The sequence below is a fragment of the Xanthomonas protegens genome (genome assembly GCF_038442435.1).
In the GTDB taxonomy this organism is placed as follows: Bacteria; Pseudomonadota; Gammaproteobacteria; order Xanthomonadales; family Xanthomonadaceae; genus Xanthomonas_A; species Xanthomonas_A sontii.
On record NZ_JAQJCQ010000002.1, the window covers coordinates 14,821 to 41,446 of the forward strand.

Sequence of the window (26,626 nt, forward strand, 5' to 3'; positions counted from 1 at the left end):
GCTGGCGGCGCTTGGGCGCCGTCCGCATGTCATGCGGTGTCAGTGGATGGCGTGTGCTGCCATGGCGTTGATGGCCTGCGCGGGCAGCGTGCGCGCGGAGGACGGCGCTGCGCTGTGGCTGCGTTACCTGCCCTCACAAGGCGCCGCAGGTGCGGATGACGCCGCGCGCCTGGACGAGGTGGTGGCGCCGGCGCGGACGCCGACGCAGCGCGTGGCGCGAGACGAGCTGGTGCGTGGACTCACCGGCCTGCTGGGGCGCGCCCCGGCGGCGCGTGCGGCCGCAAGCGGCGATCATGCGGTGATGCTGGGCACGCCGCAGTCGTCGCCACCGCTCGCGCCGTTCCGCGAGGAGATCGCGTCGCTGGGCGAGGAGGGTTACCTGCTCAAGCGTGCCCGTATCGATGGGCACGCGGTGGTGCTGGTGGCGGGACGCCGGGACATCGGCGTGTTGTACGGGGTGTTCCATCTGCTGCGATTGCTGCAGACCGGCGCGTCGCTGGACACGCTTGAGGAACGCGAGTCGCCACGGATCCACTTGCGCGTGCTCGACCATTGGGACGACCTGGACGGCCACGTCGAGCGCGGCTATGCGGGCCGCTCGCTGTGGGACTGGCAAAGCCTGCCGGAATGGCGCGACCCGCGTTACACCGACTACGCGCGCGCCAACGCCTCGATCGGCATCAACGGCACCGTGCTCAACAACGTCAACGCCAACGCGCAGAGCCTGGCGCCGTCCTACCTCGACAAGGCGGCGGCGCTGGCGGACGTGTTCCGGCCCTACGGCATCCGCGTCTACCTGAGCGCACGCTTCAGCGCCCCCATCGAGTTGGGCGGGTTGAACACCGCCGATCCGCGCGACCCGGCCGTGCAGCGCTGGTGGCGCGACAAGGCCGACGAGATCTATGCGCGCATTCCGGATTTCGGCGGCTTCCTGGTCAAGGCCAATTCGGAAGGCCAGCCCGGCCCGCAGGACTATGGCCGTTCGCATGCCGACGGCGCCAACCTGCTGGCCGATGCGCTGGCGCCGCACGGTGGCGTGGTGATGTGGCGGGCCTTCGTCTACGCCCACGACGTGCCGGTGGACCGCGCCATGCAGGCGTATACCGAGTTCGTCGGCCTCGACGGGGTCTTCCGCCCGAACGTGATCGTGCAGGTCAAGAACGGCCCCATCGATTTCCAGCCGCGCGAGCCCTTCCACCCGCTGTTCGGCGCAATGCCGCGCACGCCGCTGATGCTGGAATTCCAGATCACCAAGGAGTATCTCGGCTTCGCCACGCACCTGGTGTACCTGGGGCCGTTGTACGAGGAAGTGCTGCAGGCCGACACCCATGCCCGCGGCACGGGTTCCACGGTGGCGGAGGTGGTGGACGGCTCGCTGGAAGGCCATGCCCTGACCGGCATCGCCGGCGTCGCCAACCTCGGCAACGACCGCACCTGGAGCGGCTCGCACTTCGACCAGGCCAACTGGTATGCCTTCGGCCGCCTGGCCTGGAATCCGCACCAATCCGCCCGCGCGATCGCCGCGGAATGGGCGGCGATGACCTTTTCGCCGGCGTCCGAGGTGGTGCAGCCCATCGTCGGGATGATGATGGGTTCGCGCGAGGCCGCGGTGAACTACATGACCCCGCTGGGCCTGCACCACCTGATGGCGCGCGGCCACCACTACGGCCCCGGCCCCTGGGTGGATGGCGGCCCGCGCGCGGACTGGACCGCGGTGTACTACCACCGCGCCGATCGGGATGGCATCGGCTTCGACCGCACCGCGCGCGGCAGCAATGCGGTGAGCCAGTACGCGCCCGAGGTGGCCGCCGTGTACGGCGATCTGGCGCAGGTGCCCGAGCCGCTGCTGCTGTGGTTCCACCATGTGCCGTGGGACCACCGCATGGCCTCGGGGCTCCCACTATGGGACGAGCTGGTCGGCCGCTATGCGCTGGGCGTGCGCCAGGTGCAGGCCATGCAGGCCACCTGGGACGGCCTGCGCGGCAAGGTGGACGACGAACGGCACGCGCAGGTGGTGGCGTTCCTGCGCATCCAGTTGCGCGAGGCGCAGTGGTGGCGCGATGCCAGCGTGGCGTACTTCCAGTCGGTAAGCGGACGGCCGTTGCCTGCAGGCGAAGCACCGCCGCCGCATCCGCTGGCCTGGTACCAGGCGCTGCAGTTTCCTTCCGCACCCGGAGATGGACGATGAAGCCGACCATGTGGAGGGGCTGGCTGCTGGCGGCGGCCTTGGGATGCTGCGCCACGCCCTGCATGGCACAGCATGCGGCGGCGCCGCTGTTGCACCCGCTGTTCCAGGATCACGCCGTGCTGCAGCGCGACCGGCCGCTGCCGGTATGGGGCGACGCCGCGCCGGGTGCCACGGTGTCGGTGACCTTCGCCCGGCAGTCCGTCAGCGCACGCGCTGATGCCGGCGGCCGCTGGCGTGCCACGCTCAAGCCCATCGCTGCCGGCGGTCCTTACGACATGACAGTGCGCGCGGGACGGGATCGCCAGGTCGTGCGCGATGTGCTGCTGGGCGATGTCTGGCTGTGTTCGGGGCAGTCGAACATGGAACTGCCGGTGTGGCGCGCGCTGGATGCGAGCCGCGAACTGGCTGCGGCCGCCCGGCCGAACATCCGTCTGTTCACCGTGCCCAAGGCCGCGGCAATCACGCCGCAGGGTGCGTTCGCGGCCGCCGTGGCGTGGCAATCCGCATCGCCGGAGACGGTGCGCGAGTTTTCCGCGGCCTGCTTCTACTTCGTACGCGAGTTGCAGAAGACGGTCAAGGTGCCGATGGGGCTGATCCAGGCGGCCTGGGGCGGCGCGCGGATCGAGGCCTGGACCAGCGCCGATGCGCTGCGCGCGCAGGGCGGCATGGACGAGGCGCTGGACGTGCTGGCGCTGTATGCGACCGACCCCGTCGCCGCGAGCGCACGCTGGGGCCGGCACTGGCAGCAATGGTGGGCCACGCGCGCCGGTGCCACGCCGGGCGATACGCCCTGGCAGCCCGGCACGGACAACACCGGGTGGCAGGACGCACCGACGGCGCTCGGCGCATGGGAGCGCTGGGGCGTGCCTGCGCTCGCCGACTACAACGGCATGGTCTGGTACCGCACGCAGGTCACCCTGACCGCCGCGCAGGCGGCGCAGGGTGCACGGCTGGTGCTGGGGCCGGTCGATGAGACGGACATGACCTGGGTCAATGGCGTGGCCGTGGGCAGCCAGAACGCACCGAGCGATCCACGCCGATATGCGCTCCCGCCCGGCCTGTTGAAGGCGGGCAGCAACACGGTGGTCGTCAACGTGCTGGATACCTACGGCGAGGGCGGGTTGGCAGGTCCGGCGAGCGCCCATGCCGTGCAGTTGGACGATGGCACGCGGATCGTCCTCGATGCGCCTTGGCAGTACCGCGTGGCGCCCGATCTGCAGTCCCCGCCGCTGGCGCCGTGGCACGCGGCCTCCGGCATGTCGACCTTGTACAACGGCATGATCGCGCCGTTGGGGCGTTACGGGCTGCGCGGCATGCTGTGGTACCAGGGCGAATCCAACACCGGCGAGGGCGCGGCCTATGCAACGCGGTTGCGTGGCTTGCGCGACGACTGGCGCCGTCAATTCGGTGCAAAGATGCCGCTGCTGGTGGTGCAGCTCGCCGGCTACGGCCTGCCGCCCCAGGCACCGACGGAGAGTGGCTGGGCGCAGGTGCGCGAGGCGCAGCGCCGCGTCGCCGCCGAAGACCCGCACAGCGGGCTTGCGGTGGCCATCGATATCGGCGATGCCTACGACATCCATCCGCCCAACAAGCAGGAACTGGGGCGGCGCCTGGCGCGGGTGGCGCGCCACGTGGTCTACGGCGAGCGCGCGCTGGCGCCGTCCGGCCCGATCCCGCGCACGGCAGCGCGCACGCAGGCCGGGGTGCGCATCGCCTTCGACGAAGTCGAAGGCCGCCTGGTCACGACCGGGGCGAGCGGCCCCATCGGCTTCGAACTCTGCGATGCCCAGGCGCAGCACTGCACGTATGCCGACGCGGCGCTGGACGGGCACACCGTCGTCCTGCGCAGTCCCCAGGCAGCCGCCGCCGCGCGCGTGCGCTACTGCTGGGCCGACGGCCCGGTCTGCACGCTGCGCGACAGTTCCGGTGCGCCGGCAGGACCGTTCGAACTCTCACTCTCCGAAGGAGGCCCCTGATGCGCCCGTTGCTCGCCACGGCCCTCCTGCTGTTGTCCGCTGCGCTGCAACCGCTGTGGGCGGCACCTGCGCCACCGGTCTACTTCGACTGGTTCGACTACGCCGGGCACGACGCGGCCTTCGATGCGCCCTTGCCTGCCGGACATTACCGCAACCCGATCCTGGCCGGTTTCCACGCCGACCCGAGCATCGTGCGCGCGAACGGGCGGTTCTACCTGGTCAATTCCAGCTTCACCTACTTCCCCGGCATCCCGGTGTTCGAGAGTGTCGATCTGGTGCACTGGAAACAGATCGGCAACGTGATCGACCGGCCGACGCAAGTCGACTTCGATGGCCTCAGCGTGTCGCGCGGCATCTTCGCGCCGGCCATCGCCCACCACGACGGCGTGTTCTACGTGGTCACCACAGCCGTGGACAGCGGCGGCAACTTCATCGCCACCGCACGCGATCCCGCCGGGCCCTGGTCGGATCCGCACTGGCTGCCGGGCATCGGTGGCATCGACCCGTCACTGTTCTTCGACGCCGACGGCCGCGTCTACCTGCTCAACAACGACGTGCCGCCCGGCCGCCCGCGCTACGAAGGTCATCGCGCGATCTGGATGCAGCAACTCGACCTGGCGACCTTCACTCCGGTGGGGCCGCGCAAGGTGCTGATCGACGGCGGCGTGGAGCCGGCGAAGAACCCGATCTGGATCGAGGGGCCGCACCTGTATCGCCGCGACGGCTGGTACTACCTCTCCGATGCCGAGGGCGGCACCGGGCCGCAGCACTCCCAGGTGGTGCTGCGCAGCCGCGACGTGTGGGGGCCTTACCAGCCGTACGCAGGCAATCCCATCCTCACCCAGCGCGACCTGCCCGACGAGCGGCCGCTGCTGATCGCCAATGCCGGGCATGCGGACATGGTGGAAGGGCCGGACGGTTCCTGGTGGGCGGTGTTCCTGGCCAGCCGCACCTACGACGTGCGCCACTACAACACCGGGCGCGAGACCTACCTGCTGCCGGTGCAGTGGCGCGACGGCTGGCCGGTGATCCTGCCGGCCGGGCAGGCCATTCCCTATGCGGTCAAGGCGCCGTCGTGGATGCAGGGCGAGGCGTCGCAGGCGCCGTCCACCGGCAACTTCGTCGAGCGCGACGAGTTCGACGCGCCGACGCTCGGCCGCGGCTGGTTGCGCGTGCGCGTGCCTAAGCGGGACTGGGCGGACCTGCGCACGCGTCCGGGCAGCCTGGCCGTGCATCCGCTACCGGAGAACCTGGACACCTTACGCAACCCCGCCTTCCTGGGGCGCCGCCAGCAGCACCTGCGCTTCAAGGCCAGCATCGCACTGACGCGGCCGGCGGCGGGCGTGGCTGCAGGGCTTGCGGCGTTCCAGAACGAGGATTGGTGGTACTTCCTTGGCGTGCGCCGCGTGGGCCGCAGTCGCGTGACGGTCTTCCTCGAAGCACGCGCGGGCAAGGGCGCAACCAGGACGCTGGCCAGCCGCGAACTGGACGCGTCCAGCGCGCTGCGTCTGAAGATCTCCGGTGACGAAGGAAAGTACGCGTTCGCCTTCGACGCCGGCACGGGGCAAGGCTGGCAGACCCTCGCCGATGATGTCGACGGGACGGTGTTGAGTACGGATCGTGCAGGCGGCTTCGTGGGCGCCCTGCTCGGTCCTTTCGCGCGCGACGAGCGCGCCTCCAGGAGCAAATGATGATGCGCAGGTCTTCCTTTCGTCGCGGCGTTCGTGGCCGCCTGTTCCGCACGCTGGCCCTGTGCGCCGCCATCACCCTGGCCGGCGTCGGCCACGCCGCAGACACCCCGCCGTGGCAAGACCCCTCCGCCAGCTTCGAGACCCGGGCGGCGGCGCTGGTCGCGCAGATGACCCTGGAAGAGAAAGCGGCGCAGATGCAGAACGCCGCGCCGGCGATCGACCGCCTGGGCGTGCCGGCCTACGACTGGTGGAACGAAGCGCTGCACGGCGTGGCGCGGGCCGGGCAGGCCACCGTGTTTCCGCAGGCCATCGGGCTGGCCGCCACCTTCGACGTGCCGTTGATGGGGCAGGTGGCCACCACCATCAGCGACGAGGCACGCGCCAAGCACCACCAGTTCCTCCGCGAGGGCGCGCATGGCCGCTACCAGGGGCTGACCTTCTGGTCGCCGAACATCAACATCTTCCGCGACCCGCGCTGGGGCCGCGGCCAGGAAACCTACGGCGAGGATCCCTATCTCACCGCGCGCATGGGCGTGGCCTTCGTGCACGGGCTGCAGGGCGACGATCCGGTGTACCGCAAGCTCGACGCCACCGCCAAGCATTTCGCCGTGCACAGCGGCCCGGAGGCCGACCGCCACCACTTCGACGCCCGCCCCAGCAAGCGCGATCTCTACGACACCTACCTTCCTGCGTTCGAGGCGCTGGTGAAGGAGGGCCAGGTGGACGCGGTGATGGGCGCCTACAACCGCGTATACGGCGAGTCCGCCAGCGCCAGCCAGTTCCTGCTGCGCGACGTGCTGCGCCGCGACTGGGGCTTCAAGGGCTACGTGGTCTCGGATTGCTGGGCCATCGTCGATATCTGGAAGCATCATCACCTCGCGCCCAGTCGCGAGGCGGCCGCGGCGCTCGCGGTCAAGAACGGCACCGAACTGGAGTGCGGCCAGGAATACGCCACGCTGCCGGCGGCGGTGCGCCAGGGGCTCATCCGCGAAGCGGAGATCGACGACGCGGTGACGCGCCTGTTCACCGCGCGCATGCGCCTGGGCATGTTCGACCCGCCCGAGCGCGTGCGCTGGGCGCGGATCCCCGCCTCGGTGAACCAGGCACCCGCGCACGATGCGCTGGCCTTGCAGGCCGCACAGGAATCGCTGGTGCTGCTGAAGAACGATGGCGTGCTGCCGCTCTCGCGCACGCTCAAGCGCATCGCCGTGGTCGGCCCGACCGCCGACGACACCATGGCCTTGCTCGGCAACTACTTCGGCACGCCGGCGGCGCCGGTGACCATCCTGCAGGGCATCCGCGACGCGGCCAAGGGCATCGAGGTGCGCTACGCGCGCGGCGTGGATCTGGTCGAAGGGCGCGACGATCCCGGCGCCACGCCGCTGATCGAGGCGGCCTATCTGCGGCCCTCGGCGGATTCGCCGGAACGCGGCCTGCGCGGCGAATACTTCCGCACGCCCGATCTGTCGGGGACGCCGGCGCTGGTCCGTACCGACGCGCAGATCGGCTTCCGCTGGGACCGCGGCTCGCCGACCGACAACCTGCTGGCGCGTGGCGAAGCGGGGCCGGGGCAGGGCATTCCCAACGATCATTTCAGCATCCGCTGGAGCGGCCAGCTGCTGCCGCCGGTCTCGGGCCGCTACCGGATCGAGGCGGCCGCCGACGATGGCTTCCGTCTCTATGTGGACGGCAAGCTGGTGCTGGACCACTGGACCGACAGCGACCGCATGCGCGCCGACGGGGTGGATCTGGACCTGCAGGCGGGCCGCGCCTATCCGGTGAAGCTGGAGTACTACGACGCCGAGCGCGACGCCGGCGTGCGCCTGGGCTGGCGCATGCCCGGCGCGAAGCCGCCGTTCGAGGAGGCACTCGACGCCGCGCGCAACGCGGACGTGGTGGTGTTCGTCGGCGGCCTGACCGGCGATGTCGAGGGCGAAGAGATGAAGGTCGACTACCCGGGCTTCGCCGGTGGCGACCGCACCGACCTGCGCCTGCCTGCGCCGCAGCGCGCCTTGCTGGAAGCGCTGCACGCCACTGGCAAGCCGGTGGTGATGGTGCTGACCGGCGGCTCGGCGTTGGCGGTGGAGTGGGCGCAGGCGCATCTGTCGGCGATCCTGATGAGCTGGTATCCGGGGCAGCGCGGCGGCACCGCGGTGGGCCAGGCGCTGTTCGGCGAGGTCAATCCTGCAGGCCGCCTGCCGGTGACGTTCTACAGGGCGGATCAGGCGCTGCCGGCATTCGACGATTACGCGATGGAAGGCCGCACCTACCGCTACTTCCGCGGCACCCCGCTGTATCCCTTCGGCCACGGCCTGTCGTACACGCGTTTCGACTACGGCAAGCTACGCGTGGATGCACCGCGCATCGCCGACGACGGACGCCTCAAGGTGCAGGTGGAGGTGGCCAACACCGGCAAGCGCGCCGGCGACGAAGTCGCGCAGCTGTACGTGCGGCGGCTGGCGGTCGCGCCCGGCGACGCGCAGCAGGCGCTGCGCGGCTTCCAGCGCGTGCGCCTGGCCCCGGGCGAACGGCGGACCCTGACCTTCGAGCTGGACGCGCAACAGGCGCTGCGCCAGTACGACGATGCGCGTGGCACCTACGTCGTGCCGGCAGGGAGCTACGAAGTACGGATCGGCGGTTCCAGCGCCGATGCCCGCGTGCATGGGCGCTTCACCGTGGAGGCGCACCGTGACTGAGTCCCGCAGTGCGGAGACCGCTGTGCACGTGCTGTCGGTGCGGGAGAAGCTGGGCTACAGCCTGGGCGACCTGGCGGCGAACCTGATCTTCCAGACCCTGATCACCTACTTGGCCTTCTTCTACACCGACGTGTACCGATTGCCGGCCGCCACGGCGGCAACGATCATCTTCGTGATCGGCCTGCTGGGCGCCTTCGTGTTCACCCCGCTGATCGGCATTGCCGCCGACCGCACGGCCACCCGCTGGGGCAAGTTCCGGCCCTGGATCCTGTGGACGGCGATCCCGTTCGGCGTACTGTCGCTGCTCGCCTTCAGTACGCCGGAGCTCGGCGCGCGCGGCAAGGTGCTGTACGCCCTGACCACCTACGGCCTGCTGATGCTGGTGTACGCGGCCAACAACCTGCCGTACTCGGCGCTCAGCGGGGTGCTGACCGGCAACATGGCCCAGCGCAACAGCCTGTCGGCCTACCGCTTCGTGGCGGTGATGATCGCGCAGTTCATCATCCAGGTGCTGCTGTTGCCGCTGGTGCTGATCCTGGGCGACGGCGACAACGTGCGCGGCTTCGAGCGCCTGATGACGGTGTTCGCGGTGGTGGGCACGCTGTTCTTCCTGATCACCTTCGCCACCACCCGCGAGCGCATCGTGCCGGCCAAGGAACAGAGCGCCGGCGTGCTGCAGGACCTGTCCGACCTGCTGCACAACCGGCCGTGGAAGGTGATGCTGGCGCTGACCGTGCTGGTCTTCGTCAACCTGGCACTGAAGGGCGGCACCTACATCTACTACTTCCAGTACTACCTGAGCGAGGCCGCGCTGGCGGGCTTTCTCGACGCCTCCGGCTTCAACGGCTTCATCGGCGGCGTGAACGCGCTGCTCAGCGGATGGGGCCTGTCCGGCTTCACCTGGCCACAGGATCCGGCGACCTCGGCCTTCAGCCTGTTCAACGCCTGCGGCATCCTGTGCATGATCCTGGGCATCGGCTTCTCGCGGCCCCTGGCCGACCGCTTCGGCAAGCGCGATGCCTTCGGCGGCGCGCTGCTGGTCTCCACCGTGTTCCTGCTGGCGTTCTACGTGTTTCCGCCCACCGCGATCGGCGTGGCCTTCGGCGCCTTCATGCTGCACGGGTTCTGCTACGGCATCACCATCCCGCTGCTGTGGGCGATGATCGCCGACGTCGCCGATTATTCCGAGTGGAAGAACCATCGCCGCGCCACCGCGATCATCTTCTCGGCGATGCTGTGCGGGCTGAAGATCGGGCTCAGCATCGGCGGCGCGCTGGTCGCCGGCATCCTCGCGCACCACGGCTACCAGGCGGGCGCGCCGCAGCAGCCGCAGGCCGTAGTGGACGGCATCCGCCTGACCGTGAGCGTCTATAGCGCCATTCCGTTCCTGGTCGCGGTGGCGTTGCTGTGCTTCTACCGGATCGACAAGCGCATGGAACGTCGCATCGAACACGACCTGCAGGCGCGGCGGGAGGGAAGCGACGTGAGTGACCTCAGCGACCTGGGCAACCTCGCGGCACGCGCCATCTCACAACCGCTGGTCACCCACATCTACACGGCCGATCCGTCGGCCCATGTGTTCGAGGGACGCCTGTACCTCTATCCGTCGCACGACATCGACAGCGGCGCGCCGTTCGACGACGACGGCGGGCACTTCGGCATGGAGGACTACCACGTGCTGCGCATGGACTCGCCGGAAGGCGCGGTCACCGACTGCGGCGTCGCCCTGCATGTGCGCGACGTGCCCTGGGCCAGCCGGCAGATGTGGGCGCCGGACGCGGCCCATCGTGACGGTCGCTATTACCTGTACTTCCCCGCCAAGGACACGCAGGGTTTGTTCCGCATCGGCGTGGCGGTGGCCGATCGCCCGGAAGGCCCGTTCGCCGCCGAACCCGAGCCGATCGCGGGCACCTACTCGATCGACCCAGCCGTGTTCGAGGACGACGACGGCACGCACTACCTGTGCTTCGGCGGCATCTGGGGCGGGCAACTGCAGAAGTACCGCGACGACCGCTACGACGGGTCACACACTGAACCCGAAGGCGATGCGCCGGCACTGGGCCCGCGCATCGCCCGGCTGGACTCGGGCATGACCCAGCTGGCGGAGCGCACACGGGAAATCGTCATCCTCGACGAGCACGGACAACCGCTGCGCGCCGACGACCACGCGCGCCGCTTCTTCGAGGGACCGTGGCTGCACAAGGACCAGGGCCGGTATTACCTGTCGTACTCCACCGGCGACACGCACCTGCTGTGCTACGCCATTGGTGACAGTCCGTATGGCCCGTTCACCTATCGCGGCGTGCTGTTGAAGCCGGTAGTGGGCTGGACCACGCACCACTCCATCTGCGCGTTCCAGGGGCGCTGGTTTCTGTTCTACCACGACGCCCTGTTGTCCGGCGGCGTGACCCACCTGCGCTCGGTCAAGTGCACGCCGCTGCACGTCGAGCCGGATGGGAGCATTCGCACCATCGATCCCTATGGCGGCTGAGAGGCTGATGTCCAGCGACGCTGCACGGGCGCTGGCCGTGGCAAGGCGGATCACGCCGGCGCCCTAGGCCGCGATCACCACCGAGCGCTGCGCCGGTCGCCCTGTCCCTGGTAGGAGCGGCTTCAGCCGCGACAGGCCTTCCCGGGAACGCCCGTCGCGGCTGAAGCCGCTCCTACGGGTGCATTGTCGATCGTGATTGGAGACTTCCTCCAGTCGCCGAAGGAAGCGGGAGAGCCTGGCCTCGTGTCCGCCACCGCATCCAGGTGCGGCTCTTCGTGGCATGGCGGCTCCCCTCGCGCCACCCGCGTCACGGCACCACCGCTACACCAACCGCGGCAACAGCTCCAACCCCTGGATATCGCGAATCCCCAACCCCGGCGCCTCGCCGATGCGGATCTGCGCCTCGTCGAACTGCACCCCGCCCACCACCGGGTCGAACGCGCCCAGCGACGGCCCGTCCAGGTCCACCTTGGTGATGACGTCCGCGCGCGCCACGGCCAGGTGCGCCGCCGCGGCCACGCCGATGCTCGATTCGAGCATGCAGCCGATCATGCACGGCACGCCGTACACCGCCGCGATGTCGGCGATGCGCAGCGCATTGGACAGGCCGCCGGCCTTCATCAGCTTGATGTTGACGATGTCCGCCGCGCGCCGCTGCAGCAGCGCGATCGCCTGCGCCGGCGAGAACACGCTTTCGTCGGCCATCACCGGGGTCTGCACGCGCTCGGTCACGTACTGCAGGCCGTCCACGTCGCCTGCCTTGACCGGCTGCTCCAGCAACTCCAGCGTCACCCCGGCATGCTCCAGTGCGTGCATCGCCTGCACCGCCTGCTTCGGCGTCCAGCCCTGGTTGGCGTCCAGCCGCAGTTGCGCGCGATCGCCGACCGCGGCATGGATCGCCTTGACCCGTGCGATGTCCTCGGCGAGATCGGTGCCGATCTTGATCTTCAGCGCCACGAAACCGCGCGCCAGCGCCGACAGCGCGTCGGCCACCATCGTGTCCACGGCATTCACGCTGATGGTGAGGTCGGTGGTCAGCTGCGGCGTGCCGCCGCCGAGCAGGCGGTACAGCGGCGCGCCGTGCTGCTGCGCCCACAGGTCGTGCACGGCGATCTCCATCGCCGCCTTGGCGTTGCTGTTGTGTTCCAGCGCGCCCTGGATCAGGCCGCGCAGGCGCTGCAGGTCGGCGATGTCCTCGCCGATCAGGCGCGGTGCCAGGCAGCGTTCGATGGCCGCGATGATCGATCCATGGGTGTCGCCGGTGATCGGCGGGGTCGCCGGGGCGCTGCCATGGCCGATCCGGCCATCGTCGGTGTGGACCATGACCACCACGTCCTCGATCGCCTGCACCGTGCGCAGCGCGGTCTTGAACGGGGTCTTCAGCGGAACGCGCAGCATGCCCAGGCGGATCTCGGTGATCTTCATTCGGCGGTCGGTGCGCGCAGGCGCTGGATGCGGGTGATGCGATCGATGAAGGGCGTGCCGTCGCCGAGCAGCAGCGGTTCCAGCGGCGTCACCGACACACCGTTGAGGCGCACGCGCTGCACCTGCCCGGCGGCGTCGCGGTAGCTGGCGCCGGCCACGTCGTGGATCACCCAGGTCCGGCCGTCTTCGTGGCCGATCACCAGCATCACGTGGCCGGGGATGTAGACCAGGTCGCCGACGCGCAGTTGCGCCAATGCCTGCCGTCGCTGCGGCAGCGGGTCGGTCGCGGTGTAGGGCACCGACGCAAGCGCAGGACTGCGCGCCTGGTCGCCGGTGTTGCGCGGCAGGTCGATGCCGAGGCTGCGGTGCAGGTCGACGACGAAGCCGCTGCAGTCGCGCGCGTCGTAACTGTTGCCCCAGCCGTAGCGCTCGCCGAGAAACTTGAACGCCTGCTGCAGCAGCACCTGCGGCGTGGCCGGCAGCGGCGCCTCGGCGACGTCGGCGCTGCGCGGTACCAGCGCCGGCACCAGTTGCAGGCGTCCGTCGCGGTCGCGCAGCGGCAGCTGCACCACGTAGGCGGCCAGCGGCGACTGGCCGTTGACCACGTTTTGCGGCGGCCAGTCGCGCAGCAACGGCAGCGCGCTGCCCATGTCCAGGGCCACCTGCGAGGCGGCCGGCAGCTCCGGGGTGAACACGGTGGCCACGCGCGCACCGGTGACCAGCAGCCGCGGCGTGCGCTGCGCGTACGCCAGCACGCTGGCGCGGTCGCTCTCGGCCACGCGGTCGCGGGCGATCCACGCGGCATAGTTGTTCGCCAGCACGAACAGCCACTGCCCATCGGCGCTGGCGTGCAGGATCGCCACCGGGCTGCCCGGATACAGCGCCGATTCCTGGAAGCGGTCGATGTCGCGATCGGCGCGGTCGCTGAACACGCGCTCGGCGGTCGGGAAGCGCCGCAGGTCGGCGCGTTGCACCACCAGCGCGTAGCGTGGCTGCACCTGCGTCGGCAGCGCATCCAGCGCCAGCGCGCGCTGCAGCGCCTGCAATCGCGCGACGTCGAGGACGCCGCCCCGGGTGTCGTAGAGCGTGCGGGTCGGCGGTGCCGACAGCGCCAGGATCCGCGTACGCACCTGCGCGCCAGGCAGGTGCGCCGGCAGCGCAGCCAGATCGTGCATCGACGGATCGTCGCGCAGCAGCCGGGCGTTGAACGCGGCGCGCTGCGCCGCCTCCAGCAGCGGGTGCGACGCCGCCGGCAGCCGCGCGATCCAGTGCGCGGCCTGCAACTGCGCCGGCTGTGCCTGCAGCGGCATGGCCTCGGTGGCGCGTGCTGGTGCGATGCCGCCGCTCGCCGCCGCGGCGAGCAACAGGCACAGGCCGCGCATCGTGATCATGGGATCCCACTGTCTGGAAAGAAGGCCGGCGGATGTCACGCGCCGACGCCAGGATCTTCGATTCCCGGTTTTTTCCTGTCAAGGCGCTGCGTTGACAGGTTTTGCGAGCGCGTGTTACATCCCAATGCACAGGGGGCGCGTGGCGATGGCGCTGGGGAACGTGCAAGCACCGCACGGCAGCGCCGCGTCCGCTCGGCAAGATGCAGGAACCCGCAACACGATGGCCGCGTGCGGTGCACGTGCCATCGCCGTGCGCGTGGACGCCAGGGACAGGCGCTCGGCCGTGGCTGCGCCCGCGGCGTTCGCGCCATCCACCGCGCCATGCAGGAGAGCCGCGTGCCCATGCGAATCGTTCGTCGTCCTTTTCCCTTGCGGTCCGTGCGCGTGGCGCTGGCCTCGTTGACGACGCTGGTCGCGGCGTTGCCGGCCGCGGCGCAGGAACAGGCCGCGACGCCACGCGATCTCGATGCGGTGCTGGTCACCGGCTCGCGCATCGCCCGCGCGCAGGTGGAAGGTCCGGTGCCGGTCACCGTCATCACCGCCGAGGACATCCGCAAGCAGGGCTTCGGCACGGTGTGGGAATCGCTGGGCACGCTGACCCAGTTCAGCGGCAGCACCTTCAACGAAAGCGACCAGACCGGCAGTTCGCCCAACGGCCAGTACCTCAACCTGCGCGGGCTGGGGCCGGGCTATCAGTTGATCCTGCTCAACGGCAAGCGCATGGCCGACTACCCGCAGCCCTACGGCGCCAACGGCACCGCGGTCAGCCTGGGCAGCATCCCCGCGGCGGCGGTGGAGCGCATCGAGGTGATGAGCGGCGGCGCCTCGGCCATCTACGGCTCCGACGCGGTCGCCGGCGTGGTCAACATCATCACCAAGCGCGATTTCCAGGGCGACAGCCTGCGCGTGCGCGCCGGCACCACCACCCGCGGCGGTGGCGACAGCGGGCAACTGCAGTGGACCGGCGGACGCCGCGGCGACGGCTGGAGTGTCACCTACGCCTTCGAGCGGCTGGACCGCGAACCCATCGTCGCCCGCCAGCGCGACTTCATGGATTCCTACGACGACCATCCGGCCAACAAGGCCGATCCCAGCTCGCCCAACGTGTCCATCTCCGGCGTGTACCTGCGCCGCGGCAATACCTATCTGTGGCCGCAGGCGGGCACGCTGTCGACCTCGCCGCAGGCGCTGGCCGCGGCCTGCACCGCGACCAATCCGGCGTTCCGTCCCTACCGCACCAGCGACAGCCTGCCCGCGTCCAACCGCTGCGGCGCGTTCGACTACTACGCCGGGCGCTCGGTACAGAACGGCTACGGCAAGACTTCCGCCTACCTGGCCGGCGATGCCGAGCTCGGCCACGACGTCGTCGCCTACGCGCAACTGCTGGCCAACCGTTCGCAGGACAAGAGCTCCAGCCAGACCCACTACTACATCGGCGAAGGCGCGTTCACCGCCTACGATCCGGACCTGGGCCTGGTCACCGCGCAGCGCATCTTCCTGCCGGACGAGGTCGGCGGGATCAAGACCATCGACTACGACGAGCGCAGCTGGAACCTCAATGCCGGCGTGCGCGGCAAGGCCTTCGACGGGCGCTTCGACTGGGATGCCAGCGTGTCGCTGTCGCGCTACGACATCACTACCCGGCGCCCGCGCTTCCTGACCAACGCGGTGCGCGATTATTACTTCGGGCCTGTGCTGGGCTATCGGCCGGACGGCACCGAAATCCGCCGCGTGCGCCCGGACCGGCTGTTCGCGCCCGGCAGCCCGGCGCTGTACCAGCAGCTCACCACCGAGGTGGTCAGCCGCGGCGAATCGGCCACCGACCAGGCCCAGTTCGTGGTCAGCGGCGACCTGTTCGAGCTGCCGGCGGGCATGGTGCAGATCGCCACCGTGCTGGAAGCGGCGCGGCAGACCTACGACCTGCAGCCCGACCCGCGCACCACCGTCGACTACACCGGCAGCGAGCGCATCTACAACCTCACCCAGACGCCGGGCGGCGGCCCGCGCAAGCGCTACGCCGCCGGCCTGGAGCTGCGCGTGCCGATCGCCAGCCGCCTCAGCGCCACCCTGGCCGCGCGCTACGACGCCTACGACGACATCACCGCGGTCGATGGCGCGGCCACCTGGCAGGCCGGCCTGGAATGGCGTCCATTCGACACCCTGCTGCTGCGCGGCAGCCATGCCACCAGTTTCCGCGCGCCGGACCTGCTGTGGATCTACGCCGGCACCAGCGCCAACAATCCCACCGTGGTCGACGAATACCTGTGCCGCCGCGACGGCCTGGATCCGTTGTCGGCGGCCTGCGCGAGCGCGCACGAGTACCAGACCTTCTCCACCCAGGCGTCCAATCCGCTGCTGCGCGAGGAGACCGGCAAGTCGACCACGTTCGGCGCGGTGTGGGACGTGCTGCCGGCGTTGTCGCTGAGCCTGGATTACTACCGCATCGAACTCAAGGGCCGGGTCGAAGCCATCTCCAGCGAAACCCTGCTGGAGAACAACGCCAACTGCCTGCTCGGCCGCGACCGCGCCGGCGCCGCGGTGGACACCGCCTCGGTGGCCTGCCGCTTCTACCTGGACGCGGTCACGCGCAGCCCCGGCACCGACCTGACCAGCGAAGGCCAGATCACCGCGTTCAAGACCTTTCCCATCAACCAGTCGCTGATGCGCACCGACGGCATCGACGCCAGCCTGCGCTACGACCTCGATCTCGGTGGCTGGGGCACGCTCGGCCTGCAGGGCGGGCTGACCCGGGTGCTGCGGATGGAGGTGGCGCAGTTCGCCGGCGCGCGCCCGGTGGACGTGATGAACGACGTCGACTACCTGGCGTTCCGCACGCGCAGCAACTGGCGCGCGAACTGGAGCCGCGGCGACTGGTCGGCCAGCGTGTACGGCTACCGCTACGGCTCGCGGCCCGACTATGCCGAGCGCGGCCGGGTCGCGCCCTACCTGGTGTGGAACCTCGACCTCGCCAAGCAGATCACCGACAAGGCCACCGTGGGCCTGAGCGTGCTCAACGTGTTCGACGCGCTGCACCCGCGCGACGACACCTACACCACCTGGCCGTACTTCCCGCGCGTGTACAGCGCGATCGGCCGGCAGTGGTATGTCAACTTCAACTACCGCTTCTGAGCGTGCGCGTGGCCGTCGACGCGCGCTTGCACGCCGCCGCCGCGCCGATTGCGTACGCTTGTGCGTCCCCGACCAGGAAGTGTCCATGACCCGCGTTCCCGTGCCGTCCCTGTCCGCCGTGCGCCGGCTGTTGCTGCTGGCCACGCTCGCGTTGCTGGGGGCCTGCGCGCACGCGCCGCAGCGCAATCCGCTGGCCACCTGGGTGCCGTCGCCGAACTACGACGCGCGCCGGCCGATCCTGATCGTCATCCACTACACCGACCAGCACTCGGTGCAGCAGAGCCTGGATACGCTGCGCTCGCACAACAGCAAGGGCAAGGTCAGTGCGCACTACCTGATCGGCCGCGACGGCACGCGCTACCAACTGGTCGCCGACCAGGACCGTGCCTGGCACGGCGGCGCCGGGCGCTGGGGCAGCATCACCGACATCAATTCCGCCTCGATCGGCATCGAACTGGACAACGACGGCAAGACCCCGTTCGCGCCGCAACAGATCGCCAGCCTGCTGGTGCTGCTCGAGGACCTGTGCACGCGCCTGCGCATCCCGCGCACCCAGGTGGTCGGCCACGAGGACTTCGCGCCCTCGCGCAAGGTCGATCCGGGTCCGCTGTTCCCGTGGAAGCGACTGGCCGACGCCGGCTTCGGCCGCTGGCCGGCCGCCGATACACCGCCGGCGCCCCCCGGCTTCGATCCGTGGCAGGCGCTGGCGCTGATCGGCTATCCGGTCGACGACCGTGCGGCGACCCTGCGCGCCTTCCATCACCACTACCGCGGCAACGACGCCACCGCCTTCGACGACGAAGACCTGCGGATCCTGTACGCGCTGACCCAGCCGCTGCTGGCGCGGCCGCAGCCGGTCCCGGCGATGGAGCCGGACGCACCCTGAGCCGGGGCGCTGCGGCGTCGGTGCCGGTCCCGGCGGCGTGCACGCCTGTCACTTGGCGTCGCCGTGGTTCTTGGTAGCATCGCGCGCCAACGGACTCCAAAGGACGCAGTGCGATGAGGCGAGGAACCACGGCCCTGTGGGCGGCAACCTTCCTGCTGTTGGGCGGGTGCAAGGACAAGGCCGCCGATGCGCCGGCCGCGGCGCAGACCCCGGCCACGTCGAGCGCGCCCGCCTCCGCCGCGCCCGCCGACGCGAGCGCCGCGGCGCAGCCGGCCGCCGCCGAGGTGCCGGCGCCGGGCCAGGTGCTGGCCGACATCTACGGCACCAAGGGCGACGGCTCGGCCTCCTACGCCATCGACAACGGCGCGGTGGCCAGCTTCTGGTACGGCTACCGCTTCGACCTCGGCGGCAAGCAGTACTACACCGGGTTCGCCAACGCCACCGGCGGCAAGTACGACAGGCCCGGAGACCCGGCCGGCGACCAGCACCTGCCCGACCCGGCAGCGACCGTCAGCATCAGCCAGGCCACCTACGTGCTCGACAGCGCCGGCGGCAAGCCGGCCTGGACCCTGTTCCACGCGCAGCGCTGGGCCGGCGATTTCGGGTCCGACGGCAAGGCCGACACCCTGGACGAGCAGCGCAAGCCGCAGAGCACGGAGACCAAGGACGGCCACCTGCTGCTGGCGCTGCCGACCAGCCGTTTCGCCGACGGCATCACCAGTACCGGCTTCGCGGTGTTCACCTTCGACCCGAACAAGAACGACCTGGGCGACTACAAGGGCTGGGTCTACCTGGGCACGGTTGCCGCCGGCGAGGACAACAGCGCCGCCTGCGACGACCAGGGCACCATGAAGTGCGCCACCAGCACCGGCACGCTGAGCTTCGTGCCGCCGACCAGCGGCAGCGTGCCGTCGCTGCGGGTGGCCCAGCAGGGCACGGCGGTGGAGGGGCCGGGCAAGGTCCGCACGCTGGGCCCCGCCGACGCCGTCACCTACACCTACGACCCGGCCAAGCAGCGTTACACCCCGCCGCTGGACCGCTGAACGGACGGCGCGGGGAGGCGACGCGGCGCGTACGGCGGCGGTGGTTTCGGGCGTAGGACCTGGTTTAAGATGCGCCCCACGGGGCCTGATGATCAGGCGAGTCATTCGCGAGCGGCATGGGATGCTGCACTCGCCCGAAATGCCGGCGTGGATTGCCGGCGTGCGGTTCGCCATGCGCGACCGCCGTCACCGCCCCTGCTCGGGGCCGGCGTGCACGTCACCTTGTTCCGTCCGAAGCTGCGCCTGCGGAGAGTGTGCTCTCCGTGCAGGGCGCCGCGTCCGCGTCGTGCGCCGCCTGCGCCACGCCGGCCGCGGCGGCCGGGCGCATCGGAATGTGCAGGTGGGTTCTTCCGGCTTCTTCACCGAATACAGGATGTTCTGGACATGTCGAACGACAACAAGCACGCCGCTCCCGAAGTGCCACCCGATGCGGGCAGCGTGCTGTACCTGATCTACGGCTGGGACGGCGATGGCGCCGTGTCCTACGAGATCGACAACGGTGCCGTGGTGAATTTCTGGGGCGGCCGGCATTTCGAGCTGGACGGCAAGCAGTACTACACCGGTTTCAGCTATGCCACGCCGGGCCAGTACGGCATCGACGACGCGGAAACCTTTCCGAACCCGGGCGAGGGCGTCTCGCTCGGTGCCGCCACCTTCCAGCTGACCACCCCGGGCGGCGAGCGGCCGTGGATGGTGCTGCATGCGCAGCGCTACGTCGGCAGCTTCGGCGCCTATGCCCGCGCCGATGCGTTCGATACCACGCGCGCGCCGCAGCAGCATGCGCTGGGCGACGGCCGGCTGCTGCTGGCCGTGCCGACCACCCGCTTCGGCAACGGCATCACCGAGGCCGGCTTCGCGCTGTTCGTCTTCGATCCCAACCGGCACGACCTCGGCGATTACCGCAGCTGGGTCTACTGCGGCACGGTGGCGGCCGGCGAGGACAACGAGGCGGCCAGCGACCCGGACGGCGTGGTGCCGCACGTGTCCAGCACCGGCACCCTGGAATTCCAGGCGGTGCCCGGCCAGCGCATGCCGGCGCTGCGGGTGGCGCTGCACGGCACCGCGATCGCCGGTCCCGGCCGCGCGCGCCTGCTCGATGGCAGCGACGTCCTGCAATACGCCTATGACCCGGACAGCGGCCAGTACCAGCCGACGCCCGACGCATGACCCCACGGCGCGCGGCGGCGCGCCGATGGACGCAGCATCCGATGTTCCGCAGCACGCAATCGTTCTGTTGACCGCGCACTAACAAGCTCATGGACGAGCTCGGTTGACCCAGGCGGCCGCGATGGCCGTACCTCAACCTCAAGGAGTTACACGAGATGGCACGCGATTACACCAAGGCAGAGAATCTCGACATCATCGAGCGGGAAGCCAAGCAGCGGCAGATTCCGGTCGACGATTTCATGCGTTTCGCCTACATCGAAACCGGCGGCCGCTTCGACGAGCAGGCCAGCCGCGGTCCCAACAGCGCCAAGGGCCTGTTCCAGTTCACGCCCGGCGCCGCCAGCGCCTACGGTATCCGCGGTCGCGAGCTCGACGCGGTGGCCAACACCGATGCAGCCGCGCGCATGTACCAGGACAATCGCAACAGCCTGACCCGCCAGCACGAGCGCGACGGCCGCGCCTACCTGTCCGGCAAGGCGCAGCCCGACGGCCTGGACATGTACATGGCGCATCAGCAGGGCGCCGGCGGCTATCGCTCGATCCAGGCCGCGATCGCCACCGGCCACTTCGAGCTGAAGGGCACCCGCGCCAACATCCTCAACAACGTCCCCGGCGAAAAGGACGCGCAGGGCGCGCGCCAGTTCCAGGCCTACACCGGCACCTCGCTGGCCGACTTCAAGAAGCTCTCCGACCAGGACATGGCCAAGGCCTTCGTGAAGTACTGGGACGCCAAGTACGACCACATCGCGATCCCGGAAAAGGGCATCAAGCCGATCGCCGAGGGCCAGGCCGCGCCGGCGCCCGCGCGCACGCCGGCACCGGCCGGCGGCAAGCAGGGCGGCCACGACGGTATCGCGCTGACCGCCGCCTACGACCTGGGCGTCAAGCACGACGACGTGAAGTACGCGATCAACGTCAGCAGCAGCAAGTACTACCACCCCGGCGTGGACGGCAAGCACCTGTCGCAGGGCTACATCGACTGTTCCGGCTGGGTCACCGAGCTGCAGAACGCGACGATGAACGAGATCAACCGCAAGGCCGGCCGCGACGTGTTCACCCAGAAGGACATGCTGGTGCAGGGCATGTCCGGCTCCGGCGAGATCGTCAAGAAGGCCTTCGACAACTCCGGCGTGCTGCTGCAGGGCAAGGACGTGTTCAAGCCCGGCGCGCTGAAGGAAGGCATGGTCATCGGCGTGGATTCGGGCAAGACCGCGCACGAGCACTGGAAGGGCATCGACCACATCATGATGGTCGTGCGCGATCCCAAGAGCGGCGAACTGCTGGTCAGCCAGTCCACCGGCAGCAAGGGCGTCAACACCATGCCGCTGGACGACTACCTGGCCACGCACCAGAACGCCAAGCTGTTCGCCTCCGATCCGCTGGCCAAGGGCCGCGACCTGCTGCAGGACCGCCAGCAGACCCAGGCGCAGAGCCAGGGCGCGCAGGAGCCGCGCACGGCGCTGAAGCCGGGCGAGCAGGGCGCCGACGTCAAGGCGATGCAGCAGCGTCTGATCGAACTGGGCGTCAAGGACGACCAGGGCAAGCTGCTCAGCGGCACCGGCTACTACGGCGAGCGCACCCAGCAGGTGGTCGCCAACCTGCAGCGCGAGAAGGGCCTGGCGCCGACCGGCATCGCCGACAAGGCCACCCTGGAGGCGATCGCCAAGCAGCCCGCGCCGGCCAAGGCGGAGGCTGCGGCGCTGGCCGACAACCCGCTGTACAAGCAGGCCATGGACCACCTGCAGAAGCAGGGACCCAACGGCGGCTTCAAGAACGCCGACGAGATGCAGCGCGCCGCCGGCCAGGTCGCGTTCGAGGCCAAGGTCAGCGGCATGAACCGCATCGACGACCTGGTGCTCAGCGGCGACCGCCGCGGCCTGATCGCCGTGCAGCGCAATCCCGACAATCCGCACGACGTCAATCGTGCCTACGTGGACAGGCAGCAGGCCGCGGCGGTGCCGCTGGAGCGCAGCCAGCAGCAGCTGGCCGCCGAAACCCAGCGGCAGGCGCAAGAGCAGCAGCAGCCGGATCCGCAGCGCGAGAAGACCCAGGCGCCGCGCTGATCGGTCTCGCGGCAACGGCCGCCGTCGCGCATTGCGCGGCGGTGGTCGTGCGTGGAGATGCCGAGCGCTGCGCAAGACCGCCGTGCATGCGCCGGCGCGACATTGCCCAACGCCGGCCAAACACGATCACCTGCCATCGCGACGTGCGATGGACAGGGTGCACGACGATCGATTAGAACCTCGCCTTCCCGCTCGCGCAAACGACAAGGACGCAACCCGACCATGGCCATCGCCAAGGCGTTCCAACACTCTTCCCTGCTGCTGTTGTGCGTGGCCGCCGCCGCGTGCAGTGCGCCGTCTTCCACCCCCAGCCAGACGCAGGCACCGGCCGCTCCGGCGGCGGACACGGCGGCCGCCGCGTCCCCTGCCGCCGCGCACGATGCCGGTACCCAGGCCGATGCGGGCGCGGCCACGCCGGCTGCAGCGGCTGCGGCGCCCACCCCTTCCACCGCTTCAGGAGATTCCCCCGTGCTGCGACCGTCCTACGACACCTGCATCACCGCCGCCGGCGGCGCGACCCCGGCGATGCTGGACTGCATTTCCGACGAACACGCCTACCAGGACCAGCGCCTCAACACCGCCTACAAGGCGGCGATGGCCAAGCTCGGCGAGGCCGAGCAGCACGCGCTGCGCGAGCGGCAGCGCAAGTGGATCGCCGAGCGCGACGAGAAGTGCGTCGCCGATCCGGACGGCGGCCAGGCCGAGCGCGTGGATGCGGCCGAATGCCGGCTGGAAATGACCGCGCACCGCGCCGACGAACTCGAAGCGCACTGACCACCCCTGTATCGAACCCGACGCGCGGCGCTTTCCACGCCGCGCGTCCTGCCAAGGAGATAGCGATGAGCGACAAGGATTGGGAACTGGGCCAGACCTCCAAGCACTACGAGACCGGCGGCTGCGGCGCGTCGACCGTGTCCTCCGGCGTCGACGACCCGGGCGGCGTGTCCTACGGCTCGTACCAGATGACCTCGCAGACGACGACCCGTGAGGGCAAGGTCATCAACGGCGGCACCGTTGCCGCGTTCGTCAAGGACAGCAAGTACAGCGACGACTTCGCCGGCCTCAAGCCGGGTTCGGCCGACTTCAGCGCCAAGTGGAAGGAACTGGCCAAGACCGACCCCGGCTTCGGCCAGGAACAGCACGACTACATCAAGCGCACCCACTTCGACAAACTGGTCGACCGGCTCAAGGACAAGGGCATGGACCTGTCCGACCGCGGCCCGGCGGTGCAGGACGCGATGTGGAGCACCGCGGTCCAGTACGGCCCGGGCAGCGACAAGAAGCCGGGCGGGTCCGGCGTGTTCCTGCGCGCCATGGAAGAGAAGTTCGGCAAGCAGGCGGATCTGTCCAAGATTTCCGACAAGGAGATCGTCAGCGCGGTGCAGGACTACAAGGCCGAGCACGTCAAGGAGCTGTTCCCGCGCGTGCACAAGCAGAAGACCCTGGACTCGCTGGAGAACCGTGCCGAGAACGAGAAGGCCGACCTGCTCAAGCTGGCCGACCTTGGCAAGACCGTGGCCAAGCCCGGCGAGCAGCGCGACGGGCACACCGCGCCGAAGCCGCACGACGGCCATCGCGAGCCGGCCGCGCACAACGGCGTGCTGGCGCGCAACGCGCAGGGCGAGGCGGTGAAGGGCCTGCAGGAGAAACTGGCCACGCTCGGCTACCTGGAGGCCAAGGATGCGATCGGCACCTACGGCCCGAAGACCGAAGCGGCGGTGGAGAAGTTCCAGCAGGACCAGCACCTGAAGGGCGTGGACGGCAAGGCCGGCCCGGAGACGCTGGGCGCGATCGACCGCAGCGTGCAGCGGCAGCAGGGCGTGGAGCAGTTGCGGCGCGACAGTCCGCTGTTCGACCAGGCGGTCGCGCAGCTGGAAAAGCAGGGGCGCAACGGTGGCTACGGCGACCGCGAGTCCATGCAGCGTGCGGCCGGGCAGTTGGCGTTCGAGGCCAAGGTCAGCGGCATGTCGCGTATCGACGACCTGGTCGCCAGCACCGATGGTCGCGGCATGATCGCGGTGCAGCGCAATCCGGAGAACGCGCACGACGTGCATCGCGCCTATGTCGACCGCCAGCAGGCGGCGACCGTGCCGCTGGAGCAGAGCCAGCAGCAACTGGCCGCCGAGACCCAGCGCCAGGCGCAGGAGCGGCAGGTGCAGGACCAGCAGCGCACCCAGACCCAGGCGCAAGCCCCCGGGCGCTGACGCGCGCCGCGCAGGGCGGCCATCGGCACGGGCCGATGGCCGCCCTGCATCCCGCGACCGCGCATCCAGTTGCAAACGCGTCGCGACAGGACAGCGGCGACGGCCATGGCCTATGCTGCGCACATGCCGCATGACCGCCGCTCCCGCCCCCGCTGTCCGTCGCGCCCCTGGCGCCGGCATGGCGCGTTGCGCGCGGTCGGCCTGGCGCTCGCGCTCGTGATCGCGGCTGTCGCGCCCGCCGCAGAACCGACCACCTCGCCGGCGACCACGCCGTCGCAGGCGGGACTGGTCGACGTGCACACGCTGGCGCCGGACATCGCGATGGACATCCGCTACGCCGGCCACGACAACTTCACCGGGCGTCCGGTGCCGGGCTACGACGCGCCCAAGTGCTATCTGCTGGCGCCGGCCGCGCAGGCCTTGGCGCAGGTGCAACGCGACCTGCAGGCCAAGGGCTACCGCCTGCAGGTGTTCGACTGCTATCGGCCGCAGCGGTCGGTGCGCGCCTTCGTCGCCTGGGCGCGCGATCCGCAGGATCAGGTCGCCAAGGCGCGTTACTACCCCAAGCTGGAAAAAAGCGTGCTGCTGGGCGACTACATCGCCGAGCGCTCCGGCCACAGCCGTGGCGCCACCGTCGACCTGGGCCTGCTGGACTGCCGCCACGGCGCTTGCCGGGCAGTGGACATGGGCACCGGCTTCGACTTCTTCGACCCCAGCGCGCATACCGACACGCCCACCATCGACGCCAACCAGCGCGCGCATCGTCAGCAGCTCCTGAAGGCGATGGCCGCGCGCGGCTTCGTCAACTATCCGATGGAATGGTGGCACTACACCTTCCAGCCCGAGCCCAGCCCCGGCGTCGCCTTCGACGTGCCGGTGCGCTAGCGCCTCCTCGCCTTCGCTACGGACCATCCATGACCGGCACGCACCAGTTCGTCGACCTGCAATGCCCTTATTGCGGCGAGTGGATCGATGTCGCGCTGGATCCGTCGGTGGACGTGCAGCAGTACGTCGAGGACTGCCAGGTGTGCTGCAAGCCGATGCTGATGACGGTGCGCTGGGACGAGGACGGCGCGCCGGTGGTGAGCGCGATCGCCGAAAACGCCAGTTGATCCGGGCGCCGGCGCGGTGCCTCGTACGCCGATGCGCGACACCCTCTAGACTTGCGGCCTTGCCGACCGAGGACACCCGATGAACCTGCCGCTGCATTTCGGCCTGCTGGGCTCGCTGGAAGCCGGGCTGATCGCCTTGGCGGTCGGCTTCCTGGTGTATGCGCTGTGGCAATGGCTGGGTCGGCGGCTGGGCTGGTCCGAGGGCCAGCAACTGGGCGGGGCCTGCCTGATCGCGGTGGCGGTGTCGGCCGGGATCGACTGCTGGAACCTGTTCTACACCAGCATCGTGCGCCTGGAGTCGCCGCTGTACGCGCGCATCGCCCTGGCCAGCATCCACGATCCGGACGAACTGGGCTCGCGGGTGGTGCTGGAAGTGGCCGGCGCACTCTCCGGCGTGGCCTTGGCGTGGGTCGTATTCAGGGCGCGTTCAAGCGAAAACGCCGGCGACGGCGGTCACGAAACACGCTGAAACAGACGTTTTCTTTCTGCAATCCAAACGTCTCGAATGGACGCCTTACTGCTTGCTGACGGAATCCTAACCAGCGCGGTAGCGCGCCGCGCGGACGCCGTGGTTAACGAAGCGTTTTGCGGCAAATTTCGACAGGGAATGGATTCAGTCTGAGACCGGCACGGTAGCGCCGTGTTCCGGAATCGACCGGACATGCCACACCGAGAGAGCCAAGGAGAATCCACCCATGAACATTCGCACCCGCACCCCGCTGATCGGTACCGCCGCCCTTCTCGCCGCCGCGCTGGCCCTGCCGGCGTTCGCCCAGGACGCGCAGGCCGATGCCGCCGCGCAGGCGCAGACGCAGTCGTCCACCAGCGCCACCGGCCAGAGCGGGCAGGCCGGCGCGGCCTCGGGCGGTGCCCAGACCTGGGCCGATGTGGACGCCGACAAGGACGGCGCCATCAGCAAGCAGGAGGCGCAGGTCAATGCGGGCCTCAGCCAGATCTTCGCGCAGGCCGACGCCAACCACGACGGCAAGCTGACGCCGGACGAGTACAAGGCCTACGTCGCCAAGCAGCAGGGCGGCGCGGCGACCGGCAGCGACAGCAACGGCGGCCAGTAACGGGAGCGGTACCGGCACGGCGGTCGCGCGGCGATGAGGACGCGCGCCGCCTGGCCGGGACCGACTCTGGTGCACCACGAGCCTCGTGTTG

18 protein-coding genes and 1 pseudogene are annotated in these 26,626 nt (G+C 69.9%); 17 read left to right on the plus strand and 2 right to left on the minus strand.

The annotated features are described in order from the left end of the window. Positions 1-31 precede the first annotated feature (31 nt). From PIQ37_RS03890 to PIQ37_RS03915, 6 genes and pseudogenes are all read left to right on the plus strand, one after another. Positions 32-2,188 (plus strand): alpha-glucuronidase family glycosyl hydrolase, encoded by a 2,157-nt coding sequence (locus tag PIQ37_RS03890; RefSeq protein WP_407136860.1) that lies wholly within the window; start codon positions 32-34, stop codon positions 2,186-2,188. Next, entirely contained in the window at positions 2,185-4,164 is a 1,980-nt protein-coding gene (locus PIQ37_RS03895) for a sialate O-acetylesterase (RefSeq protein ID WP_342072441.1), read from the plus strand. Before PIQ37_RS03890 ends, PIQ37_RS03895 begins: the two co-directional genes overlap by 4 nt. Next, entirely contained in the window at positions 4,164-5,855 is a 1,692-nt protein-coding gene (locus PIQ37_RS03900) for a glycoside hydrolase family 43 protein (RefSeq protein ID WP_342072442.1), read from the plus strand. Before PIQ37_RS03895 ends, PIQ37_RS03900 begins: the two co-directional genes overlap by 1 nt. Before the next feature lie 2 nt (positions 5,856-5,857). Further along, complete coding sequence (locus PIQ37_RS03905) at positions 5,858-8,551, plus strand: glycoside hydrolase family 3 protein (RefSeq protein ID WP_407136861.1); 2,694 nt, start codon at positions 5,858-5,860, stop codon at positions 8,549-8,551. Then, positions 8,517-10,040, plus strand: a pseudogene (locus PIQ37_RS03910) (MFS transporter); the annotation flags it as partial. The gene PIQ37_RS03905 and the pseudogene PIQ37_RS03910, both read left to right, overlap by 35 nt. After that, positions 10,035-11,042, plus strand: coding sequence for a glycoside hydrolase family 43 protein (locus PIQ37_RS03915; RefSeq protein WP_342072616.1), 1,008 nt, complete (start codon positions 10,035-10,037; stop codon positions 11,040-11,042). The pseudogene PIQ37_RS03910 and the gene PIQ37_RS03915, both read left to right, overlap by 6 nt. A gap of 321 nt (positions 11,043-11,363) precedes the next feature. On the opposite strand, the gene PIQ37_RS03920 is transcribed toward PIQ37_RS03915, so the two are convergent. Together PIQ37_RS03920 and PIQ37_RS03925 are read right to left on the minus strand one after the other, a co-directional pair. Further along, positions 11,364-12,467, minus strand: a complete 1,104-nt coding sequence (locus PIQ37_RS03920; protein ID WP_342072443.1) for a dipeptide epimerase — start codon at positions 12,465-12,467, stop codon at positions 11,364-11,366. Then, positions 12,464-13,858, minus strand: a complete 1,395-nt coding sequence (locus tag PIQ37_RS03925) for a C40 family peptidase (RefSeq protein WP_342072444.1) — start codon at positions 13,856-13,858, stop codon at positions 12,464-12,466. Before PIQ37_RS03925 ends, PIQ37_RS03920 begins: the two co-directional genes overlap by 4 nt. 342 nt (positions 13,859-14,200) lie before the next feature. Between PIQ37_RS03925 and PIQ37_RS03930 the strand changes: the two genes are divergently transcribed. The 11 genes from PIQ37_RS03930 (at position 14,201) to PIQ37_RS03980 (ending at position 26,535) form a co-directional block, all read left to right on the plus strand. After that, a complete protein-coding gene (locus tag PIQ37_RS03930; protein ID WP_342072445.1) occupies positions 14,201-16,987 on the plus strand; it encodes a TonB-dependent receptor plug domain-containing protein in 2,787 nt (928 codons plus the stop codon). Positions 16,988-17,072: 85 nt separating this feature from the next. Next, the gene (locus PIQ37_RS03935) at positions 17,073-17,873 is read left to right on the plus strand and encodes an N-acetylmuramoyl-L-alanine amidase (RefSeq protein WP_342072446.1); all 801 of its coding nucleotides are present in this window, start codon (positions 17,073-17,075) and stop codon (positions 17,871-17,873) included. A 113-nt stretch (positions 17,874-17,986) separates the two neighbouring features. Next, on the plus strand, positions 17,987-18,916 hold the full coding sequence (locus tag PIQ37_RS03940) for a hypothetical protein (protein WP_342072447.1): 930 nt from the start codon (positions 17,987-17,989) through the stop codon (positions 18,914-18,916). Between the two features lie 384 nt (positions 18,917-19,300). Beyond that, positions 19,301-20,083, plus strand: a complete 783-nt coding sequence (locus tag PIQ37_RS03945) for a hypothetical protein (protein WP_342072448.1) — start codon at positions 19,301-19,303, stop codon at positions 20,081-20,083. A gap of 155 nt (positions 20,084-20,238) precedes the next feature. After that, positions 20,239-22,146 (plus strand): peptidoglycan-binding protein, encoded by a 1,908-nt coding sequence (locus tag PIQ37_RS03950; RefSeq protein ID WP_342072449.1) that lies wholly within the window; start codon positions 20,239-20,241, stop codon positions 22,144-22,146. 222 nt (positions 22,147-22,368) lie between these two features. After that, complete coding sequence (locus PIQ37_RS03955; protein ID WP_342072450.1) at positions 22,369-22,920, plus strand: lysozyme inhibitor LprI family protein; 552 nt, start codon at positions 22,369-22,371, stop codon at positions 22,918-22,920. A gap of 65 nt (positions 22,921-22,985) precedes the next feature. After that, positions 22,986-24,350 (plus strand): peptidoglycan-binding protein, encoded by a 1,365-nt coding sequence (locus tag PIQ37_RS03960; RefSeq protein ID WP_342072451.1) that lies wholly within the window; start codon positions 22,986-22,988, stop codon positions 24,348-24,350. A gap of 123 nt (positions 24,351-24,473) precedes the next feature. Next, entirely contained in the window at positions 24,474-25,235 is a 762-nt protein-coding gene (locus PIQ37_RS03965; RefSeq protein WP_407136866.1) for a M15 family metallopeptidase, read from the plus strand. Between the two features lie 29 nt (positions 25,236-25,264). Further along, the gene (locus PIQ37_RS03970) at positions 25,265-25,462 is read left to right on the plus strand and encodes a CPXCG motif-containing cysteine-rich protein (RefSeq protein ID WP_010340161.1); all 198 of its coding nucleotides are present in this window, start codon (positions 25,265-25,267) and stop codon (positions 25,460-25,462) included. A 79-nt stretch (positions 25,463-25,541) separates the two neighbouring features. Then, entirely contained in the window at positions 25,542-25,931 is a 390-nt protein-coding gene (locus PIQ37_RS03975; protein WP_017916398.1) for a membrane protein, read from the plus strand. Between the two features lie 226 nt (positions 25,932-26,157). Continuing rightward, entirely contained in the window at positions 26,158-26,535 is a 378-nt protein-coding gene (locus PIQ37_RS03980) for an EF-hand domain-containing protein (RefSeq protein ID WP_017910738.1), read from the plus strand. Positions 26,536-26,626: the final 91 nt, after the last annotated feature.

Coding starts and splice junctions, on each gene's coding strand:
- PIQ37_RS03890 (WP_407136860.1), top strand. CDS start 32: ATGCGGTGTCAGTGGATGGCGTGTGCTGCCATGGCGTTGATGGCCTGC.
- PIQ37_RS03895 (WP_342072441.1), top strand. CDS start 2,185: ATGAAGCCGACCATGTGGAGGGGCTGGCTGCTGGCGGCGGCCTTGGGA.
- PIQ37_RS03900 (WP_342072442.1), top strand. CDS start 4,164: ATGCGCCCGTTGCTCGCCACGGCCCTCCTGCTGTTGTCCGCTGCGCTG.
- PIQ37_RS03905 (WP_407136861.1), top strand. CDS start 5,858: ATGCGCAGGTCTTCCTTTCGTCGCGGCGTTCGTGGCCGCCTGTTCCGC.
- PIQ37_RS03920 (WP_342072443.1), bottom strand. CDS start 12,467: ATGAAGATCACCGAGATCCGCCTGGGCATGCTGCGCGTTCCGCTGAAG.
- PIQ37_RS03925 (WP_342072444.1), bottom strand. CDS start 13,858: ATGATCACGATGCGCGGCCTGTGCCTGTTGCTCGCCGCGGCGGCGAGC.
- PIQ37_RS03930 (WP_342072445.1), top strand. CDS start 14,201: ATGCGAATCGTTCGTCGTCCTTTTCCCTTGCGGTCCGTGCGCGTGGCG.
- PIQ37_RS03935 (WP_342072446.1), top strand. CDS start 17,073: ATGACCCGCGTTCCCGTGCCGTCCCTGTCCGCCGTGCGCCGGCTGTTG.
- PIQ37_RS03940 (WP_342072447.1), top strand. CDS start 17,987: ATGAGGCGAGGAACCACGGCCCTGTGGGCGGCAACCTTCCTGCTGTTG.
- PIQ37_RS03945 (WP_342072448.1), top strand. CDS start 19,301: ATGTCGAACGACAACAAGCACGCCGCTCCCGAAGTGCCACCCGATGCG.
- PIQ37_RS03950 (WP_342072449.1), top strand. CDS start 20,239: ATGGCACGCGATTACACCAAGGCAGAGAATCTCGACATCATCGAGCGG.
- PIQ37_RS03955 (WP_342072450.1), top strand. CDS start 22,369: ATGGCCATCGCCAAGGCGTTCCAACACTCTTCCCTGCTGCTGTTGTGC.
- PIQ37_RS03960 (WP_342072451.1), top strand. CDS start 22,986: ATGAGCGACAAGGATTGGGAACTGGGCCAGACCTCCAAGCACTACGAG.
- PIQ37_RS03965 (WP_407136866.1), top strand. CDS start 24,474: ATGCCGCATGACCGCCGCTCCCGCCCCCGCTGTCCGTCGCGCCCCTGG.
- PIQ37_RS03970 (WP_010340161.1), top strand. CDS start 25,265: ATGACCGGCACGCACCAGTTCGTCGACCTGCAATGCCCTTATTGCGGC.
- PIQ37_RS03975 (WP_017916398.1), top strand. CDS start 25,542: ATGAACCTGCCGCTGCATTTCGGCCTGCTGGGCTCGCTGGAAGCCGGG.
- PIQ37_RS03980 (WP_017910738.1), top strand. CDS start 26,158: ATGAACATTCGCACCCGCACCCCGCTGATCGGTACCGCCGCCCTTCTC.